Source organism: Roseovarius conchicola (assembly GCF_041403425.1).
Classification (GTDB): Bacteria; Pseudomonadota; Alphaproteobacteria; order Rhodobacterales; family Rhodobacteraceae; genus Roseovarius; species Roseovarius conchicola.
Window position 1 is genome coordinate 59,776 of the sequence record NZ_JBGEHK010000007.1, and the last position, 15,740, is coordinate 75,515.

At 59.7% G+C, this 15,740-nt stretch carries 14 protein-coding genes; 12 read left to right on the plus strand and 2 right to left on the minus strand.

Annotation, left to right across the window (positions count from 1 at the left end; all coding sequences use genetic code 11):
- The first annotated feature begins 72 nt into the window (after nt 1–72).
- The 6 genes from V6N02_RS17610 (at nt 73) to V6N02_RS17635 (ending at nt 5,945) form a co-directional block, all read left to right on the plus strand.
- Nucleotides 73–1,806 carry a type I secretion system permease/ATPase gene (locus V6N02_RS17610; RefSeq protein WP_371227686.1) on the plus strand — a complete coding sequence of 578 codons (1,734 nt, stop codon included), beginning with the start codon at nt 73–75 and terminating at the stop codon, nt 1,804–1,806.
- Nucleotides 1,803–3,107: an HlyD family type I secretion periplasmic adaptor subunit gene (locus V6N02_RS17615; RefSeq protein ID WP_371227688.1), complete on the plus strand. Its 1,305-nt coding sequence runs from the start codon at nt 1,803–1,805 to the stop codon at nt 3,105–3,107. The genes V6N02_RS17610 and V6N02_RS17615 overlap by 4 nt, the downstream gene beginning before the upstream one ends.
- Before the next feature lie 81 nt (nt 3,108–3,188).
- Nucleotides 3,189–3,650, plus strand: a complete 462-nt coding sequence (locus V6N02_RS17620) for a RidA family protein (protein ID WP_371227690.1) — start codon at nt 3,189–3,191, stop codon at nt 3,648–3,650.
- Nucleotides 3,647–4,414, plus strand: coding sequence for a glycerophosphodiester phosphodiesterase family protein (locus tag V6N02_RS17625; protein ID WP_371227692.1), 768 nt, complete (start codon nt 3,647–3,649; stop codon nt 4,412–4,414). Before V6N02_RS17620 ends, V6N02_RS17625 begins: the two co-directional genes overlap by 4 nt.
- Nucleotides 4,415–4,464: 50 nt before the next feature.
- Nucleotides 4,465–5,652, plus strand: coding sequence for a GNAT family N-acetyltransferase (locus V6N02_RS17630; protein ID WP_371227694.1), 1,188 nt, complete (start codon nt 4,465–4,467; stop codon nt 5,650–5,652).
- Nucleotides 5,649–5,945 carry a 4a-hydroxytetrahydrobiopterin dehydratase gene (locus V6N02_RS17635; protein WP_371227696.1) on the plus strand — a complete coding sequence of 99 codons (297 nt, stop codon included), beginning with the start codon at nt 5,649–5,651 and terminating at the stop codon, nt 5,943–5,945. The genes V6N02_RS17630 and V6N02_RS17635 overlap by 4 nt, the downstream gene beginning before the upstream one ends.
- Before the next feature lie 56 nt (nt 5,946–6,001).
- Here the strand turns inward: V6N02_RS17635 and V6N02_RS17640 are convergent, their stop codons facing one another.
- Nucleotides 6,002–6,490, minus strand: a complete 489-nt coding sequence (locus V6N02_RS17640) for a peroxiredoxin (protein WP_371227698.1) — start codon at nt 6,488–6,490, stop codon at nt 6,002–6,004.
- 90 nt (nt 6,491–6,580) lie between these two features.
- Between V6N02_RS17640 and V6N02_RS17645 the strand changes: the two genes are divergently transcribed.
- From V6N02_RS17645 to V6N02_RS17655, 3 genes are read left to right on the plus strand one after another with little or no spacing between them, the layout of a single operon-like run.
- Nucleotides 6,581–7,792 carry an NAD(P)/FAD-dependent oxidoreductase gene (locus V6N02_RS17645; protein ID WP_371227700.1) on the plus strand — a complete coding sequence of 404 codons (1,212 nt, stop codon included), beginning with the start codon at nt 6,581–6,583 and terminating at the stop codon, nt 7,790–7,792.
- Entirely contained in the window at nt 7,789–8,334 is a 546-nt protein-coding gene (gene rsmD, locus V6N02_RS17650; RefSeq protein ID WP_371227702.1) for a 16S rRNA (guanine(966)-N(2))-methyltransferase RsmD, read from the plus strand. Before V6N02_RS17645 ends, rsmD begins: the two co-directional genes overlap by 4 nt.
- 30 nt (nt 8,335–8,364) lie before the next feature.
- Nucleotides 8,365–8,754 carry a hypothetical protein gene (locus V6N02_RS17655; protein ID WP_371227704.1) on the plus strand — a complete coding sequence of 130 codons (390 nt, stop codon included), beginning with the start codon at nt 8,365–8,367 and terminating at the stop codon, nt 8,752–8,754.
- Here the strand turns inward: V6N02_RS17655 and V6N02_RS17660 are convergent.
- Complete coding sequence (locus V6N02_RS17660; RefSeq protein WP_371227706.1) at nt 8,734–9,984, minus strand: FAD-dependent monooxygenase; 1,251 nt, start codon at nt 9,982–9,984, stop codon at nt 8,734–8,736. The two genes, V6N02_RS17655 and V6N02_RS17660, sit on opposite strands and share 21 nt — an antisense overlap.
- 48 nt (nt 9,985–10,032) lie before the next feature.
- On the opposite strand from V6N02_RS17660, the gene V6N02_RS17665 reads away from it, so the two are divergent.
- The 3 genes from V6N02_RS17665 (at nt 10,033) to V6N02_RS17675 (ending at nt 15,647) form a co-directional block, all read left to right on the plus strand.
- A complete protein-coding gene (locus tag V6N02_RS17665; RefSeq protein ID WP_371227708.1) occupies nt 10,033–11,367 on the plus strand; it encodes an amidase in 1,335 nt (444 codons plus the stop codon).
- A gap of 158 nt (nt 11,368–11,525) precedes the next feature.
- The gene (locus tag V6N02_RS17670; protein WP_371227710.1) at nt 11,526–12,698 is read left to right on the plus strand and encodes an aminotransferase class I/II-fold pyridoxal phosphate-dependent enzyme; all 1,173 of its coding nucleotides are present in this window, start codon (nt 11,526–11,528) and stop codon (nt 12,696–12,698) included.
- Between the two features lie 18 nt (nt 12,699–12,716).
- Nucleotides 12,717–15,647 carry a DNA translocase FtsK gene (locus V6N02_RS17675; RefSeq protein WP_371227712.1) on the plus strand — a complete coding sequence of 977 codons (2,931 nt, stop codon included), beginning with the start codon at nt 12,717–12,719 and terminating at the stop codon, nt 15,645–15,647.
- The last annotated feature ends 93 nt before the right edge of the window (nt 15,648–15,740 follow it).

Genomic DNA, 15,740 nt, shown 5'->3' on the forward strand with positions numbered 1-15,740 from the left:
CGCGTTATGTCGGCAAAGCCAGGCGATGATCAATTGGGTGGCAACCTGTTGTGCGCGATATTAGGACAACCCATGGACAAGAAGCAGTACAAGACTGGTTTGGACGAGTTGCGCGCAGTACGCAAAGAAAGCCGTGCGCTGTATTGGTTCGTCGGAGTGTTCAGCTTCTTCGTGAATCTGTTGATGCTGACCGGGCCGCTTTACATGCTCCAGGTCTATGACCGGGTATTGGGGAGCGGATCGGTTGAGACGCTGATCGCCCTATCGGCCCTGGTGGCCTTTCTGTTCGCCATGATGGGCATTCTGGACTACGCGCGCGGTCGCGTCATGAGCAAGGTTGCTGGCCGGTTCCAATCCCGGCTGGATGGGCGGGTTTTCGATGCGGTGATCCGGAAAACGGCCCTTGGTCCGGATCCTGCCGCCAACACGGGTCTGCGTGACCTTGAAGCGGTACAGCGCTTGTTGTCGTCACCGGTGCTCACCGCGATGTTTGATCTTCCCTGGACACCGGTTTTCATCATCGCAATCTGGATATTTCACCCCTGGCTGGGGGCACTTGCGATTGTTGGCGGATTGCTGCTGATCATGGTCACGGTCTTCAATCAGATTGTCACTCGTCGACCGGTTGAGCGGATGAATCATGCCACCGCCACCGCCGAAGAGGTGTTGACACAGCTTCGCACCGAATCAGAAATGGTTCGCGCCATGGGCATGAGCAATGCGGCCCACAAACGATGGTACAAGGCCCGTGGCGCCGCCTTGGGCGAACAAATCGGTGCGTCGGATATGGGCGGCACCTTCACCACGATCACGCGAACTTTTCGGTTGTTTCTGCAATCCGCGATGCTGGGTGTCGGTGCCTACCTGGTCTTGCTGGACGAATTGACGCCCGGGGCGATGATCGCGGGGTCGATCCTGCTGGGCCGGGCATTGGCCCCGATTGAGCAGGTGATTGGGCAATGGTCGTTCGTGCAGCGAGCCATGCAGGCCTGGGAAAACCTGGCCCTGTTGCTCGGTAGGGTGCCACCTGTGAAACCAAAGACCAAACTTCCCAGACCCAAGGCACTGCTTGAGGTGCAACAGCTGGTTGTGGCGCCACCCGGAGAGCAGCAAGCGGCCCTGAAGGGGATCAGCTTTACCGTACAACCCGGCCAGGCGGTGGGAGTGATCGGGGCCTCGGGTGCCGGGAAATCGACCTTGGCCCGCGCCCTGACCGGTGTCTGGCCACCGGCTGGCGGCAAAATCAGGCTGGACGGGGCTGCATTGGATCAGTTTGAAAACGACGTGTTGGGGCAGCATGTCGGATATCTGCCTCAGCGTGTGCAATTGTTCGATGGCACCATCTCCGAGAACATCGCCCGTCTGGCGGATAAACCCGACGATGAACAGGTGGTGACTGCGGCGCGCCGTGCGGACGCCCATGAAATGATCCTGCGTCTGCCGGACGGGTATGACACACGGGTCACGGCAGGGGGCGGGCGGCTCTCTGGTGGACAGATGCAGCGCATCGGGTTGGCCCGGGCGATGTATGGAGACCCGGTCATCCTTGTTCTGGACGAGCCGAACTCGAATCTCGACAATGAGGGCAGCGAGGCTGTGAATGCAGCCATTCGCGGCTTCAAATCGGCAGGCAAATCGATCCTGATCATGGCGCACCGCCCGGCGGCGATCAAAGAATGCGATCTGCTGTTGGTGTTGGAGCAAGGCAGCGTCCGTGCATTCGGGCCCAGGGATAAGGTGCTGCGCGAAGTCTTGGCCAACCATCAAGAGGTAAGCGATCCCAAAGGGCCGGGAGGTGTGCAATGAGCGCGTCATCCGGCAACTGGCCAGCGCGTAAGCCGCTGGTCATCGGGCTCATCGGACTGCTTGTGCTGGTCGGGGGGTTTGGCACCTGGGCCGCAACCACTCAGATATCCGGGGCCATCATCGCCCCTGGGCGGATCGAAGTAGATCAGAACCGCCAGGTGGTACAGCATCCCGATGGCGGCGTGGTGGCCGCGATCGAGGTGGGCGAGGGTGATCGGGTCGAGGCCGGGCAGACGTTGTTGCGGCTGGATGCAACCGATCTGACATCGCGGCTGGCGATCACCGAAAGTCAGTTGTTCGAATTGATGGCCCGGCGTGGCCGGCTTGAGTCTGAACGTGACGGCACCGGCACGATTACCTTTGATCCGCTTCTGATCGAGATGGCCAATGCCAACCCGGATGTTGCAGGCCTGATTGCCGGTCAGGAACGATTGCTGGCTGCGCGCGCCGCATCAGTGGCGCAAGAGATTGATCAACTCGGCAAGCGCAGCGCGCAGATCGCAGACCAGATTGTTGGCATCGAGGCCCAGCAAGAGGCGATTACCCGCCAGCTTGAACTGCTCGACGTCGAACTGGTTGATCAGCAATCGCTGCTGGATCGCGGCCTGGCCCAGGCCGCGCGGGTCTTGTCATTGCAACGCGAACGCGCCCGGCTCAGCGGTGTCGAAGGCGAGTTGCGCGCGCAAAAGGCCCAGGCCGCCGGGCGGATCACCGAAATTGATGTCGAAATCCTCAAGCTGGCCACGCGTCGGCGCGAAGAGGCGATCACCAACCTGCGTGACCTGCAGTTTCGCGAGCTGGAATTGCGTGAAGAACGCAACGCCCTGATCGGACAGATCGAAAGACTTGAGATTACAGCGCCGGTCTCAGGCGTGGTCTATGGGCTTCAGGTGTTTGCTCTGCGTTCAGTTATTCGCCCGGCCGATCCGGTGCTTTTCCTCGTGCCGCAGGACCGTCCATTGATCATTAATGCCGAAGTCTCGCCGATTCATATCGATAAATTGCGCCTTGAGCAGGACGTGACACTACGGTTTTCGGCGCTGGATCAGCGCAATACGCCTGAACTGACCGGCAAGGTGGTGCAAATCTCGGCGGATGCGTTTCAGGATGAAAGCACGAAACGTGCCTTCTACCGCGCCGAAATTGTGCTGAGCGAAGGCGAGCAGGCGCGGTTGCCTGAAGGCACCACGCTGATCCCTGGTATGCCGGTCGAGGCCTATATCCGCACCGAGGATCGCACCCCGATTGCCTATCTGGTCAAACCCCTGAGCGATTATTTCAACAAGGCGTTGCGCGAATAGGCGCGGCGAGGCCGTTTTTCGATTTCCTTCGCGTGGATCGGGCTGTAGCGTCGCGCCAACTTTGTTTGGGAGGAATGAAACATGGGACAGTTCGAGACTCGATTGGCCGAACTTGGGGTCACGTTACCCGACGCGCCAGCACCGGCGGCCAATTACGTGCCTTATGTTCAGGTGGGCGACATCCTGTATGTGTCGGGTCAGATTTCGAAGGATGGCGATACGTTGATTACAGGTAAGCTTGGCGATGATATGGAAACGCCTGCGGGGGCGGCAGCGGCCAAAGTCTGCGCCATTGCGCTGCTGGCTCAGGTCAAAGCGGCTTGTGGTGGTGATCTGGACCGTCTGGTGCGGGTGATCAAACTGACCGGCTTTGTGAATTCCACTGCCGATTACGGGGAACAGCCCGCCGTGGTAAATGGCGCGTCCGATTTCCTGGGTGAGGCGCTGGGCGAGGCGGGTAAGCATTCCCGCTCGGCCGTGTCCGCCGCTGCCTTGCCCTTTGGCGTGGCCGTTGAGATCGAAGGCATTTTCCAGATCAAATGACCGCCTTGCCCGAGGTCTTTTTGACCACACCTTTCGCCCATCGTGCGTTGCATGACGTGACCGATGGGCGTCCTGAAAACTCGCGCGCGGCGATCCGTGCGGCGATGGCGGCGGGATATGGTGTCGAGATTGATCTGCAACTCAGCCGCGATGGTGTGGCGATGGTGTTTCACGACTACCATCTGGGCCGGTTAACCGGCGACACAGGTCCGGTCCGGCAACGCCATGCTGCCGATCTGGCCTCCATATCCCTGACCGGTGGCACCGAAGGTATTCCGACATTCGCCGAGGTGTTGGCCTTGGTGGCGGGGCAGGTGCCTTTGCTGGTGGAACTGAAGGATCAGCATGGTGAAATGGGTGTGACAGATGGCGTTCTGGAACGTGCCGTTGCCAAAGACCTGGAGGGGTATGATGGGCCGCTGGCGTTGATGTCATTCAACCCGCATTCCGTGGTGTTATTGGCCGAGTTGGTTCCGCGCCTGCCAAGGGGCATCGTGACCTGCCACTATCCGCCCGAGGATTGGCCGATGGTTCCCGAAGCTACTCGTGCCCATCTCAGGACGATCCCGGACTACGACCGTGCCCGCGCGAGCTTCATAAGCCACGAACTGGCCGATTTGGGCAGCGCGCATGTGGCGCGGCTGAAAGCCGAAGGGGCGCATGTGCTGACCTGGACAGTGCGGTCGCCCGAGGATGAGGCCGAGGCGCGCAAGGTGGCCGACAATATCACCTTTGAGCGCTATCTGGCCGCGTTTCCGACTTGATCCACGCTGTCCCAGCCACAGATAACACCGTGTAATCACGGGCAGGACAGATGGCCGAGGCGCAAATTACCATCAGCACGCACGAGACCCTTTCGGCCATTGGTCAGACTGATTGGGATGCCTGTGCCTGTCCAGAAGCCGCAAGTGGCGGGCGGCCCAACGATCCGTTCACGACCCACAGGTTCCTCAAGGCGCTGGAAGACAGCGGCTCGGTTGGGGTCGGGACGGGCTGGCAACCCTTGTATCTGACTGCCGAACTGGATGGCGAAGTGATCGGCTGTGCCCCGCTTTATGGCAAGAACCATAGCCAGGGCGAGTATATCTTCGATCATAATTGGGCGCATGCCTATGAGCGCGCAGGCGGGCGTTATTATCCCAAATTGCAGATGGCCGTGCCGTTCACGCCGGTGACCGGGCGCCGCCTGTTGGTAAAGCCGGGGCATGAAGAGGCGGGGCAAGCGGCCTTGATCCAAGGCGCTTTTCAGGTGGCGGATCGTAACGATCTGTCCTCACTACACCTGACGTTTTGTACTCAGGAAGAGGCCGATGCCGGGGTGCAGATGGGCCTGTTCCAGCGCAGTTCGCAACAGTTTCATTGGGAAAATCGCGGCTATGCCGATTTCGATGACTTTCTAAGCCATCTGAGTTCGCGCAAGCGCAAGAATATCCGCAAGGAGCGCGCGAAGGCACAAGGATTTGGCGGGGACATTAAAACCCTAACCGGTGATCAGATTGAGTCGCATCATTGGGATGCGGTGTGGGAGTTTTATCAGGATACCGGCGCACGCAAATGGGGGACGCCTTATCTGACCCGCCGATTTTTTGACATCGCACACGAGACATTGCGTGACGATATCGTCTTGATCCTGGCCGAACGCGATGGCGTGCCGATTGCGGGTGCGCTGAATATGATCGGCGCGCAGGCCATTTATGGCCGATACTGGGGCTGCAACGAAGATCACCCCTGCCTGCACTTTGAGCTATGTTATTATAAAGCCATAGATTTCGCGATTGCCGAGGGGTTGAAAACGGTCGAAGCAGGCGCGCAGGGCGAACACAAACTGGCGCGCGGCTATTTACCTGTCACCACCCATTCGCTGCATTGGGTGCGCGACGCCGGATTTGCCCGTGCGATTGGCGAATACCTTGAAGCCGAGCGCCGTGCCGTCGAGCAGGATGTTGAGATACTGACGAGTTTCGGACCATTCCGTAAATCCAACCAGGAGGATCACCAGTGAGTGAGAAATTAAGCGACACTGCCCGTAAGACCACTCTGGAGCCGTTGATGGAGACCGGTTGGGAGATGGATGAAGCCCGCGATGCGATCAGGAAAACGTTTAAGTTCAAGAATTTCGCCGACGCGTTCGGGTTTATGACCCGGGCGGCGATATGGTCGGAAAAATGGGATCATCACCCCGAATGGTTCAATGTCTACAACCGCGTTGAGGTGACACTGACCACCCATGATGTGGATGGTCTAAGCGCGCTGGACGTGAAACTCGCCCGCAAGATGGACACTCTGGTCGAATGACTGTCGTCTTTGCCAGCGTTCAGGCGACACGGGCTGGCCCGCATCGCCTGATAGTCTTACATGCTGGCTAGCAGCGCTTCACCGCCGGACACTTCGCAGACGCCGGGGTTTTCTTCTTCCTGCAACAACGCCACGCTGCCATCCTCAACCAGCATTGCATAACGCTTTGAGCGGTTGATGAGGCCCACGGGCGGAGCGGTGAAATCCATGCCGATGGCCTTGGTAAAGGACGCATCCGCATCGCCCAGCATGGTGATGCCCGCGGCAGCTGCTCCTGTTGTTTCCCCCCAAGCACCCATAACGAAGGGATCGTTGACGGATACGCAAATCACCTCGTCTACACCCTTGGCTTTGAGTTGATCCATGGAGCGGACAAAGCTGGGCACATGGGCCGAATGACAGGTGGGTGTATAGGCACCAGGCACGGCAAAGATCACCACCTTGCGGCCTGCCAGTTTGTCGCTCAGTTGCACCTGTTCTGGCCCTTCGGCCCCCATATGACCCAAAGTGGCCGCGGGAAGTTTGTCGCCGGTAGAAATGCTCATTGTCGTATCCTGTCTATCGCTTTCGTTTCATCTGGGTGTAGATATAGGCGCAATGCGCGGATGCGCCATACGGAAAAGAGAGGGACTGTGATGTCGGGGGTTGTGGTTGTCGGTGCCGGACAGGCCGGGTCGTCCTGCGTGGTCAAGCTGCGCGGGCTGGGATACGAGGGCAAGATCACCCTGATCGGGGAAGAACCTGCGCCGCCCTATCAGCGCCCGCCACTGAGCAAGAAGTACCTTTTGGGGGATATGGAGCTTGAGCGGCTTTATCTGCGCCCCGAGACGTTTTACGGCGAGAACGGGATTGATCTGCACCTGAACGAAAAGGTGGACGGGATTGACCGCGCGAGCAAGGTGGTGATCGCGGGCGGACAGTCGGTGCCTTATGATCATCTGGTGCTGACCACAGGATCGGTCCCCCGCCGCTTGCCGGCTGCGATTGGCGGCGCGTTGGAGGGCGTCTACGTGGTGCGCGACCTCAAGGATGTCGACAGCATGGCCCCCGAGTTTCGCGAGGGCGCGCGGGTTCTGATCGTTGGCGGCGGGTATATCGGGCTGGAGGCGGCTGCCGTGGCGGCCAGCAAAGGGTTGAACGTTGTGCTGGTCGAGATGGCCGATCGCATCCTCCAGCGGGTCGCGGCCAAGGAAACCTCGGATTACTTCCGTGCCCTGCATACCGGCCACGGTGTTGATATCCGTGAAGGTGTTGGCCTTGAGACACTGCTGGGCGAGGGTCGGGTTAGTGGCGCGCGTCTGAGTGATGGATCTGAACTGGAAGTAGATTTCGTTATTGTTGGTGTCGGCATCGCGCCCGCCACGGCATTGGCAGAAGCCGCTGGGCTTGAGATCGACAATGGGATCAAGACAGATGAGCAGGGCCGCACCAGCGATGCGCATATCTGGGCTGCGGGCGATTGTGCCTCCTTCCCGCATCAGGGCGGTCGCTTGCGTCTGGAATCTGTGCCCAACGCGATTGATATGGCCGAATGCGTGGCCGAGAACATCATGGGCGAAGGCAAGACCTATGTGCCTCAGCCGTGGTTCTGGTCGGATCAATATGACGTCAAATTGCAGATCGCGGGGCTGAGTACCGGATTTGACCGGATCGTAACGCGCCCCGGCGATACCGAAGGCCATGTCTCGTTCTGGTATTACAAGGGCGCTCAGTTGCTGGCGGTGGATGCCATGAACGAGCCGCGTGCCTACATGGTCGGTAAGCGGCTGATCGACAATGACAAGTCTCCTGATCCGGATGCGATCGCCAATCCGGATACCGATCTCAAGGCGCTTCTGAAAGCGTGAGGATCGTCGGCGGAGAGTTTCGCGGACGGCGTCTTGCAAGTGTCGGCAAGGGCGATGCAGCCGCGCATTTGCGCCCCACCTCGGACCGAGTGCGCGAAAGCCTGTTCAACATTCTGGGCAGCTATGGAGTGATCGAAGGCGCGCATGTGTTGGACCTGTTTGCCGGAACCGGCGCGCTGGGGCTTGAGGCGCTGTCGCGCGGGGCCGAACGGGCCACTTTCGTCGAAAGCGGTCGCGCGGGGCAAAAGCTGTTGGGCGAGAATATCGCGCTATGCCGCGCCGAGGACCGCACACAGGTTCTGGCCCGCGATGCCCGACGGATCGGCACCGGGATGCTCAACGATCTGATCTTTCTTGATCCGCCCTACGGAAAGGCGCTGGGCGAGGCGGCGCTGGATGCGGCCATGGCAGGCGGTTGGCTTGCCCCCGGCGCGCTGGTGGTTTGGGAAGAAAATGTCGAGGTCGCCGCCCCCGCTGGTCTGTCTTTGCAGGACGAGCGGCGATATGGTGATACGGTGATACGGATATTCACCTTGGATTAACCGAGGTCAGCCAATCTGAAACGACCTGACATGAAGAGGTTTCAGATGTTGATCAATCGCCATCCCGCCGACGAGTTGGCCGTATTACGCATGCAGATCCGTGGGTTGAAAGCGCGCGAGGTTGAGCTGCGCCGCGCTTTGCTGCACGGCACCTGCGGCTTGCAGGGGGACGATCACTGCGTGGTTATGCGCAAGCAGAAGCGTCGGGTATTTCTTAAGGACCGCCTTCCTGAACGGCTGTTATCTGATCCCGATCTTTGGGAGACGCGTTATATCACCGCCCTTGTGACCGAAAAACGTCCCGCATTGCGCGCGGTGCGCCCCGGTGATCCGGTGCTGGTGCAAGAGATGGCAGAGGACTGGGGCGCGCCAACCTTCGAGGTGATCGAGGGCGACCGCTCAACGCATCAATTCGGGTAGATCTCCGGTCAGGCCCGCCGCCTCGCGGATGAACGATCGGCGCAGCCCGGGCATCGCGTTTAGCGCGCCCATGCCAATATCACGCGCCGCTCGCAGGATTGGATTGTCATTGGAAAACAGACGGTTGGTCAGATCGGTGGTGATTGCCAACGTGGTCGTGTCAAAGCGGCGCCATTGCTGATACCGGGCCAGAACATCCGGCGCGCCAAGGTCCTCGCCACGCCGCACCGCATGGGTGGTGACCTCGGCCAAAGCACCCACATCGCGCAGCCCGGCATTCAGGCCTTGCCCTGCAATGGGATGCATCCCATGCGCCGCATCGCCGATCAGAGCCAAGCGGTCAGCGATAAAACTGTTGGCGACGGTCAGGTTCAGCGGATAGGTGAACCGCTTTCCCTGCAGCTTGATCGCGCCCAGAAAATCACCGAACCGGGGGCGCAGAACTTCCATGAAATCCGCGTCTGACAGGGCCGCGAACTGGGCGGCGGTTTCGTCCGTTTCCGACCACACGATCGAGCTGACATTGCCGGGCAGGGGCAGGATAGCCAGCGGGCCGGGGGGCATGAAAAACTGATGTGCGATGCCGTTATGGGGCAATTCATGTTCAATCGCTGCGACCAACGCGGTTTGCCCATAGCTCCAGCCGGTGCGGCTGATGCCGGCGCGTTCGGCGGTGCCCGAGCGTCGCCCGTCCGAGCCGATAAGCAGACGGCCCGAAAGTGTCTTGCCCGAGGCGAGTGTCAGAGTGACACCTTGCGGTGTCACCTCCTGCGCCACCACTTCCGTGCCGGACAGATGGGTAATTGCCTTGTGTTCCTTCATTGCATCCAGAAATGCGGCCCGCAGGAAACGATCTTCCAGCATATGCCCCATTGGGCCTTCCTCGATCTCGGCATGATCGAAATGCAGGAAGAACGGCGCGGCGCCTTCGCCTGCGCGCCCGTCTGACACCTTGATTTCCAGCATCGGCTGCGCATTTCCCGTGACGCGTTCCCAAATGCCGATCGCCGACAGCAACCGCACCGAAGCCAGCGCCAACGCGTAAGCCCGCCCGTCAAAAGCTGCATTCTTGCGGGCCTTGATGGTCAGTGCGTCGATCACTGTCACGCTCAGCCCTGATTGGGCCAATGCCAGTGCCAAGGCCGGGCCATTCAAGCCGCCGCCAACGATCAGAATATCCGAGTCATATGTCATGCCTCTTCTTATGGCGGGCATTCCGGGATTGTCCATGCGCCCTGGCGTCGCTAGCGTGAAACTACCAACAAAAGAGGGACAGAGATGCAAGACTGGCTGAGCATGACTGCAGCGGATTTGGGGCGCGGCATCGGCAAGGGCGCGATTGATCCCGTGGCTCTGACCCAAACTTATCTCAATGCGATTCAATCGCATTCCCACAAAAAAAAGATCTATTCGGCGATCTCCGCCGATCGCGCGATGGCCGAAGCCAAAGCGGCCAAAGAACGCGCCGATGCCAAGCTGCGGCTGGGGCCGCTTGACGGTGTGCCGATCAGTTGGAAGGACCTGTTTGACAGCGCAGGCATTGCAACCGAAGCGGGCAGCGCCTTGTTGAAAGGTCGGGTGCCGACACGGGATGCAACGGTTTTGCGCAACGCAACGATGGCGGGGCTGGTCTGTCTGGGCAAAACCCACATGAGCGAATTGGCGTTTTCTGGCTTGGGCTTGAACCCCTCAACCGCCACACCGCCATGCGTGAATGACGAAAACGCTGTGCCGGGTGGATCGTCCTCGGGCGCCGGAGCATCGGTGGCCTTTGATTTGGCCGCTTGCGGAATTGGCAGTGACACGGGCGGGTCGGTGCGTATCCCGTCAGCCTGGAACGATCTTGTAGGGCTGAAAACCACGTCCGGCCGCGTGTCTTTGGGCGGGGTTGTGCCGCTATGCGCGCGGTTCGACACGGTTGGGCCACTGTCCCGCTCGGTCGAGGATTGCGCGTTGATGCTGGCGGCTTTGGAAGGGGGTAAAGCGGCGGATTTACGTGGCGCATCGTTGAAAGGCATGCGATTTGCGGCGCTGCAAATGGTGGTTCTGGATGACATGCGCGAAGCGCCCATGGCCGCTTATGATGATGCCGTGGCGCGCCTGAAAGCTGCGGGGGCAACCATTAAGAAAATCGAGGCACCTGAAGTGGCCGAAGCGATGCCGCTGTCCGGAATTCTTTTCACATCAGAAGCTTACGGAACCTGGGCTGATGTGATCGAAGCCGCGCCTGACAAGATGTTTGCTCCTATTCTGGAGCGATTCCGCTCGGGCAAAGCCTTTGCCGCCTCTGATTATGTGGCGGCGTGGCAAAAACTGGATGCGTTGCGGGTGCAGTGGCACGCCCGTGTGGCCGGGTATGATGCGGTGTTGATGCCCACTGCCCCCATCCTGCCACCGGATCGCGAGCGATTGATGAGTGATGAAGACTACTACGTGACCGAAAACCTGCTGGCGCTGCGCAATACCCGGGTGGGCAATCTGATGGGGTTGAGTGCCGTGACGTTGCCCACCGGGACGCCCAGTTGCGGGATCATGTTGTGCGGTAAGCCTTTCGGAGAAGAGGCATTGTTGCGCGTGGCATCTGCGGCAGAGGCAGTACTCGGCGTGGCTTAACCGCTTGGAATCAGATGTTTTTGCCTGAGAAAGGCGGGATTTGGTAAAAAGGCCACAATTCGCCCGTGCAGGACGGTTTTTGTTGGACGCCGTACGGCATTTTCGGTAATTTTGAAGAAACGGGGCGACAAACGACCCCGAAACCGAGGCAGTTTTAGATGTTTCCCGAGCGGTTTTCGAACCTACCGGCCTATGCGTTTCCGCGCCTGCGGAGCCTTCTCGACGTCCATGAACCGGGCGGCGACGTGATGCATATGACCATCGGCGAACCCAAACATGCCTTCCCGCCTTGGGTGATGGATGTGATTGCCGAACACAGCGCGGGCTTTGGCCAATATCCGGTAAATGAAGGGTATGAGGGCCTGTTGCGTGCAATTTGCGACTGGGTGAACCGGCGCTATGGTGTTGCGCTTGAGCAGAACAACATGATGGCGCTGAATGGCACGCGTGAAGGTCTTTACAACGCGATGATGGCGCTGTGCCCTGAAACCAAGGGCGGAACGCCGAAGGTGCTGCTGCCCAATCCGTTTTATCAGGTCTACATGGTCGCCGCGATCTCAGTCGGTGCAGAACCGGTGTTTCTGCCAGCAACCCGCGAGACCGGGTATTTGCCGGATTTCTCGGCGCTTTCGGATGACGTACTGAACAAGGTGGCCGTGACTTACCTTTGTTCGCCCAGCAATCCGCAGGGGGCCGTGGCCAGCCGTGAGTATTGGCGCGACCTGATCACTCTGGCGGAACGCTTTGACTTCAAAGTCTTCGCCGATGAATGCTATTCTGAGATTTACCGTAATGAGCCGCCAGTGGGGGCCTTGCAAGTGGCGCGTGAGATGGGGGCTGACCCTGAGCGCGTCGTGATTTTCCACAGTCTTTCTAAGCGATCCAACCTGCCGGGCCTGCGCAGCGGGTTTGCCGCTGGTGGCCCTGAGACGATCAAACGCTTGCGTCAGCTGCGCAACTACGCTGGCGCGCCCCTGCCGATGCCGCTGCAATATGCGGCCGAAAAGGTCTGGGATGACGAGGTGCATGTCGTTGAAAACCGCCGGCTTTACCAGGAGAAGTACGCACGCGCTGACGCGATCATGGGAAATGTGCCAGGCTACAACAGCCCCGAAGCCGGGTTTTTCCTCTGGCTTCCGGTCGATGATGGTGAGGCCGCAACACTTAAAGCATGGCAGGAAACAGGTGTGCGGGTTCTGCCCGGTGCCTATCTGAGCCGCGAGGCCGACGGGCAAAACCCGGGCCATGGATACATTCGGGCCGCGATGGTGGCCCCAACAGACGAGATGGAGCGCGGTCTGACCCGTCTGCGCGACTGTCTCTGGCAATAAAAGAGGACGAGGGACGAGATGGCATATCAGGCACGTGGTGGGCGCGACCCGCTTTTGGACAGCAACATGGCTGAAGCAATCGAGAAACGCGGCAAGGAATTGCTGGGTTTGGTGCTGATAGTCGTGGGGGCTGCGGCGGCGGCGATGATTGTATCTTACCACCCCGATGATCCCAGTTGGATGAGCGCAACGGATGCCGCAGTGCACAACTGGATGGGGGCCACCGGAGCCGCAATTGCAGCGCCTCTGTTCATGATTGTCGGTTGGGGGGCCTGGGGTCTGGCCATTGTCCTGGGGGCCTGGGGCCTTCGTTTCGCTTTGCATAAAGGGCAGGAGCGCGCCATCGGGCGGTTGATCTTCGCCCCGATCTGGATTGCGCTGTTGTCGCTTTACGCCTCGTCGCTGACCCCTGGCGAGGCCTGGGCGAGCACGCACAGCTTTGGGCTGGGTGGTTTGTTTGGAGATACTGTTCTTGGGGCAATCCTGGGCATTTTGCCGATTGGTGCTGCGCTGGGGTTGAAACTGGTGTCGCTGATGCTGGGCGCGTTGATGTTGGTGTTGGGCGCTTTCGTACTGGGTTTCACCCGGTTGGAACTGATGCGTCTGGGCCGGTTCATGGTCGTCGGTGTGATCATGACCTATGCGACAATCATGTCTGTTCTGGGCCGTGGCGCTCATGGGGCGGCCCATGTCGCGCAAGGCTTGAAAGCCCGCAATGACGAGCGCCGTGCCCTGCGCGCGGAAGAGGCCGAAGCCCGTGCCGCTGAACTGGTCGCCGAACAGGCCGTCTCCCAACCGGCCCGCGTGTTGCGCGCGGCTGAACCGGTACTGACCGCGGGTGATGCACCCGCGTATCGCTTGCCCGAAGAACAAGACGAAGTCGTGGAGAAACCCGGTGGTTTGCGCGCCCTGATGCCATCCTTGATGCGCAAGCCCGAACCCATGCCTGAACCGGAACTGGTGGAAAATGGTGTGGTGGATCACGATGCCGAAGTCCCCGGAGAAGACCGGATCAAGGCGCGGATTTCTGATGTGATCAAAACCCGCGTCCGCCAGAATCCACATGTGCAGGTCGACAGTGTCGCACCCCTGACCAAGGGCCGTGGCCGCGGGCCGCAACCTCTGGTTCTGAACACCGATGCGCCGAGTGCGCCCGGCCTGCCGCCCGAACCACCGCTGACTGCTGCGCATGTCGCCATGCCGTCCGAGCCGCCTTTGAGCGCGCCGCCAGCACCTGCCGACATGATCGACGAGCAGCCATATGTGGATGAGTCGGCTATGCACGTCACCGACATGGCCCAACCGATGGCCATTCCCACCGCCGAACCGCGTAAAGTGGTGCAACATCCGCCGCGTAAGCCCGCACAACCTTCGCAAAAAGCCAAGGCCGAGGCCCAGCCCGCCTTGCAGTTCGAAGAAAAACCCAAGGTCGAATACGAGCTTCCACCGCTCAGCCTGCTGTCCAATCCGACCGTTGTGCAACGTCATCATCTGAGTGACGAGGCGTTGGAAGAAAACGCCAGGATGCTGGAAAACGTGCTGGATGATTACGGCGTCAAAGGTGAGATTGTCAGCGTGCGCCCCGGCCCGGTTGTAACCATGTACGAATTGGAGCCCGCCCCGGGCCTGAAAGCCAGCCGGGTGATCGGCTTGGCCGATGATATTGCACGGTCGATGTCTGCACTTTCCGCACGGGTTTCCACCGTACCGGGGCGCAGCGTGATCGGCATCGAACTGCCCAATGAAAACCGCGAGATGGTGGTTCTGCGCGAATTGCTGTCGACGCGTGATTTCGGCGACAGCAACATGAAGCTGCCGCTGGCCTTGGGTAAGGATATCGGCGGTGACCCGGTCGTGTCATCGCTGGCCAAGATGCCCCACCTGCTGATCGCGGGAACCACCGGTTCGGGTAAATCCGTGGCGATCAACACCATGATCCTCAGCCTGCTCTACAAGCTGACGCCGGATGAATGCCGCCTGATCATGATTGACCCCAAGATGCTGGAACTCAGCGTTTATGATGGCATTCCCCATCTGCTCTCCCCCGTGGTGACCGACCCCAAAAAAGCGGTTGTGGCCCTGAAATGGACCGTGGGTGAGATGGAAGAACGCTATCGCAAGATGTCCAAAATGGGCGTGCGCAATATCGATGGCTATAATGGCCGGGTCGAAGAGGCTTTGTCTAAGAACGAAACCTTCACCCGCACGGTGCAAACGGGCTTTGATGACGAGACAGGCGAACCGGTGTTCGAGACCGAGGAAATCATCCCTGAAAAAATGCCCTATATCGTCGTGATCGTTGACGAGATGGCCGACCTGATGATGGTGGCGGGCAAGGAAATCGAGGCTTGCATTCAGCGTTTGGCGCAAATGGCGCGGGCATCGGGCATTCACCTCATCATGGCCACTCAGCGCCCATCGGTTGACGTGATCACCGGTACAATCAAGGCCAACTTCCCCACCCGGATCAGTTTCCAGGTGACCAGTAAGGTCGACAGCCGCACCATCCTTGGGGAAATGGGGGCCGAGCAACTGCTGGGTATGGGCGATATGCTCTATATGGCAGGCGGCGGTAAAATCACCCGTTGTCACGGGCCGTTCGTGTCGGACGAAGAAGTCGAAGAAGTGGTCAACAACCTCAAGGCCTATGGCCCGCCGGATTACCTGAGCGGTGTTGTAGACGGCCCTGAGGATGACAAGGCCGGGAATATCGACGCGGTTCTGGGTTTGAACACCGGTGGAAACACGGATGGTGAGGACGCGCTTTACGATACCGCTGTGCAGATCGCGATTACCGACCGGAAATGCTCGACCTCTTACATTCAGCGCAAACTGGCGATCGGCTATAACAAAGCCGCACGTTTGGTCGAGCAGATGGAGGAAGAAGGCATTGTTTCGGCGGCCAACCATGTCGGAAAGCGCGAAATTCTGGTGCCCGAACAGCATTGATAGCTGATAACAGTGGGCACGATATCGCCTAACGGGGAGAGATCGGGCAGGATTCCCGGTAATCCGGGGGGTGTAATCCCCCGCCCACAGACA

Excerpts from the sequence above, each read along its gene's own strand:
- V6N02_RS17610 (WP_371227686.1), top strand. The coding sequence starts at position 73 with ATGGACAAGAAGCAGTACAAGACTGGTTTGGACGAGTTGCGCGCAGTA.
- V6N02_RS17625 (WP_371227692.1), top strand. The coding sequence starts at position 3,647 with ATGACCGCCTTGCCCGAGGTCTTTTTGACCACACCTTTCGCCCATCGT.
- V6N02_RS17665 (WP_371227708.1), top strand. The coding sequence starts at position 10,033 with ATGCAAGACTGGCTGAGCATGACTGCAGCGGATTTGGGGCGCGGCATC.
- V6N02_RS17645 (WP_371227700.1), top strand. The coding sequence starts at position 6,581 with ATGTCGGGGGTTGTGGTTGTCGGTGCCGGACAGGCCGGGTCGTCCTGC.
- V6N02_RS17630 (WP_371227694.1), top strand. The coding sequence starts at position 4,465 with ATGGCCGAGGCGCAAATTACCATCAGCACGCACGAGACCCTTTCGGCC.
- V6N02_RS17615 (WP_371227688.1), top strand. The coding sequence starts at position 1,803 with ATGAGCGCGTCATCCGGCAACTGGCCAGCGCGTAAGCCGCTGGTCATC.
- V6N02_RS17640 (WP_371227698.1), bottom strand. The coding sequence starts at position 6,490 with ATGAGCATTTCTACCGGCGACAAACTTCCCGCGGCCACTTTGGGTCAT.
- V6N02_RS17675 (WP_371227712.1), top strand. The coding sequence starts at position 12,717 with ATGGCATATCAGGCACGTGGTGGGCGCGACCCGCTTTTGGACAGCAAC.
- V6N02_RS17670 (WP_371227710.1), top strand. The coding sequence starts at position 11,526 with ATGTTTCCCGAGCGGTTTTCGAACCTACCGGCCTATGCGTTTCCGCGC.
- V6N02_RS17655 (WP_371227704.1), top strand. The coding sequence starts at position 8,365 with ATGAAGAGGTTTCAGATGTTGATCAATCGCCATCCCGCCGACGAGTTG.
- V6N02_RS17660 (WP_371227706.1), bottom strand. The coding sequence starts at position 9,984 with ATGGACAATCCCGGAATGCCCGCCATAAGAAGAGGCATGACATATGAC.
- V6N02_RS17620 (WP_371227690.1), top strand. The coding sequence starts at position 3,189 with ATGGGACAGTTCGAGACTCGATTGGCCGAACTTGGGGTCACGTTACCC.